Origin of the sequence: Reinekea sp. G2M2-21 (assembly GCF_015687175.1) — a bacterium.
Lineage (GTDB): Bacteria > Pseudomonadota > Gammaproteobacteria > Pseudomonadales > Natronospirillaceae > Reinekea.
In genome coordinates, this window is the sequence record NZ_JADPQG010000023.1 from 1 (window position 1) to 2,862 (window position 2,862).

A 2,862-nucleotide genomic window follows, 5' to 3' on the forward strand; every position below is an offset into this window, starting at 1 on the left:
CGGTCCACACATTGGCTGCAACGGGCCTGGAAGTAGCAGCCGTTGGGGGTGTCGAGCAGGTTAAGCGGGTTGCCGGGGATGCCTTCCAGGCGCACTTTGGGGCCGTGGATGGTGGGGAACGAGCGCACCAGGCCTTGGGTGTATGGGTGTTTGGCGTGGTGCAGGATCTCTTCGGCGTTACCCAGTTCGACCAGTTTGCCGGCGTACATGACGCCGATGCGGTCGGCGATCTCGCCCATCAGGCCCAGGTCGTGGGAGATGAACAGGATGGCAAAGCCGAACTGGTCTTTCAGTTGGTACAGTTCGTCCATGATGTCGCGTTCGACGACGACGTCGAGGGCGGTGGTCGGTTCGTCCATGATGATCAGTTTGGGGCGCAGGATCAGGGCGATGGCAATGACCACGCGCTGACGCATACCGCCGGACAATTGGTGCGGATAGGACTTCATGCGTGAGGGGTGGATGCCAACGATTTTGAGCATCTCTTCGCCCTTGGCATAGGCCTCGGCTTTGCTGACGTCTTTGTGCGCGAGCACGACGTCGATCAGCTGGTCGCCGATGGTGATGACCGGGTTGAGCGAGTTCATGGCGCTCTGGAACACCATGGCGGCTTCGTTCCAGCGGAACTGGCGCAGTTGGGCGTCGTTCATTTTCAGGATGTCGCGGCCTTCGAAGAGGATTTCGCCGTCGCTGATCAACGCCGGGGCGTTGTGCAGGTTGGCGATGGCGAACGCCAGGGTGCTTTTGCCGCAGCCGGATTCGCCGGCCAGGCCGACGGTCTCACCGGGGTGGATGTCCAGGGAGACGTGGTTGACGGCACGGGCATTGCCGTTGTCGGTGACGTAGTCGACACAGACGTTTTTAATTTGCAGCAGTGGCTGTTTCGAGATACTCACGCTTTGGCCCCCTTACGTTTGGCTTCAACGTCCGCTTTCATGCGCCGCCAGATTTTGATGTAGGCGCCGGTGCGCAGTTTGGGGTTGGAGACCTGGTCGATGGACATGTTCAACAAGGCCAGTCCGCCGCCCATGAGGGCAATGACGGTGCCGGGGGCGACGAAGTCCCACCAGGCGCCGACGATGAACGCGGCGCTGGATTGCGCCCAGTACAGCATGGAGCCCCAGGACACGACCGTTGGGTCACCAAAGCCCAAAAATTCCAGACCGGCCTGCATGCCGATGGCGTACAGACTGGTGCCGACGAACATCCCGGCGACCAGGCTGATCAGGTTGGGGATGATTTCCACCAGGATGATGCGCCATTTGCTTTCGCCCATGACTTCGGCGGCGGTGATAAATTCTTTGTTGCGCAAGGCCAGGGTCTGGCTGCGCATGACGCGTGCGCCCCACGGCCAGGAGGTGAGCGCGATGATCATGGCGATGATCAACGGTCCGACCTGCCCTAAGAACGCGGCCAGGATAATGAGCAGCGGCAGCTGCGGGAACACCAGCACAATGTTGGTGATGGCCATCATCACTTCGTCGATCTTGCCGCCGAAGTAACCGGAGCTGACACCGACCAACAGAGCGATTAACGTGGTGACGGTGGCAGCGGAGAACGCCACCATGATCGACACCCGGCCGCCGTACAGCACCTGACTGAACACGTCTTTCCCGGCCCGGGTCGAGCCAAAGTAGAGCTCGGCGCTGGGCGGTTGGTGGCCCCGGGCCACCCGTTTGTTCGGGGCGTTGTCGGTGAGCAACGGCGCGGCCAGACAGGCCACTAAAATGGTGGTGACAATGGCGGTGCCCATGATGCCCGCGGGGTTGCCTTTAAAAAAGCGTGCGGCGGGCGCCCATAATTTGCGGATAAACGTCATCGCGGTGTTCTCATGTTGGGGGTCGGTGGTGGCGGTCATGTCAGCCAGTCTCTGAGTCATGGCGGGCCTCACTTACGCAAACGGGGATCAAGGAAGACGTACAGCACGTCGGCCACGAAGTTGGCCACCAGCACAAACACCACGATCAGCAGAAAGCAGGCTTGCATCAGCGGGTAGTCGCGCGCGGACGTGGCTTTGATGATCAGCTGACCGACGCCGGGGTAGTTGTACACCTGCTCGATAAACACCTGACCGGTGACGGCAAAGCCGAGCGCCATGGAGACGGCGGTGACCACCGGCAAGATGGCGTTACGCGCGGCGTAATGGATCATCACGCGGTTCGAGCTCAGGCCTTTGGCTTTGGCCATGGTGATGTAGTCTTCGCCGAGCACGTTGACCATGGCGTTGCGCATGGTGAAGATCCACATCGCGATGGCGGATAGAATGATGGTGACCAACGGTAAGACCGCGTGGTGCAGAATGCTTTGGATAAACGGCCAGTTGAACGCCGGATCCAGATCCGGGTCAAAGCCAAAGCCCAGCGGGAACCACTTCAGGGTCATGGCGAAGGCAAAGAAGATGAACAGCGCGGTGACGGCTTGTGGCATGGACGCGACGAACTGCCAGAAGATCGGAAAGAAGCGATCGACAAAACCGCCGCGGTTGTAGGACGCGTACAGACCGATGAAACAGCCGATGATAACCGAGGTTAAAATCGCGATCAGCGACAGGGTCATGGTCCATGGAAAGGCGTTACCGAGAATTTTGGTGACCGGCACCGGGAACATCATGATGGTGGGGCCGAGGTCGAGGGTTAACACGCTTTTCAGATACTGCAGGTACTGCACCCACAATGGCCCGTCGACGAAGCCGAGCATCTCTTTGTAGCCGGCGAGGGCTTCGGGTGGGATCTTGCCGCCGGCGGCGACAAACAGGGCGTCGACCGGATCGCCGGGCATGAGCCTGGGGATCAGGAAGTTAAAGGTAATGGCGACAAAGATGGCCACGATGTAGAAAGCCAAGCGCCGGAATATAAAAGCCAT

General features: G+C 60.0%; 3 protein-coding genes. All 3 read right to left on the reverse strand.

Features of this window, described 5'->3' with window-relative positions; genetic code table 11:
• Window positions 1-896 (reverse strand): ABC transporter ATP-binding protein (locus IYN85_RS25420; RefSeq protein ID WP_370592250.1); only part of this gene is annotated, 896 nt, incomplete at its 3' end.
• On the reverse strand, window positions 893-1,858 hold the full coding sequence (locus tag IYN85_RS25425; RefSeq protein ID WP_230390979.1) for an ABC transporter permease: 966 nt from the start codon (window positions 1,856-1,858) through the stop codon (window positions 893-895). The genes IYN85_RS25420 and IYN85_RS25425, both read right to left, overlap by 4 nt.
• Window positions 1,859-1,887: 29 nt before the next feature.
• Window positions 1,888-2,862, reverse strand: a 975-nt coding sequence (locus IYN85_RS25430; RefSeq protein ID WP_196161790.1) for an ABC transporter permease, incomplete at its 5' end; no start/stop codon positions are given.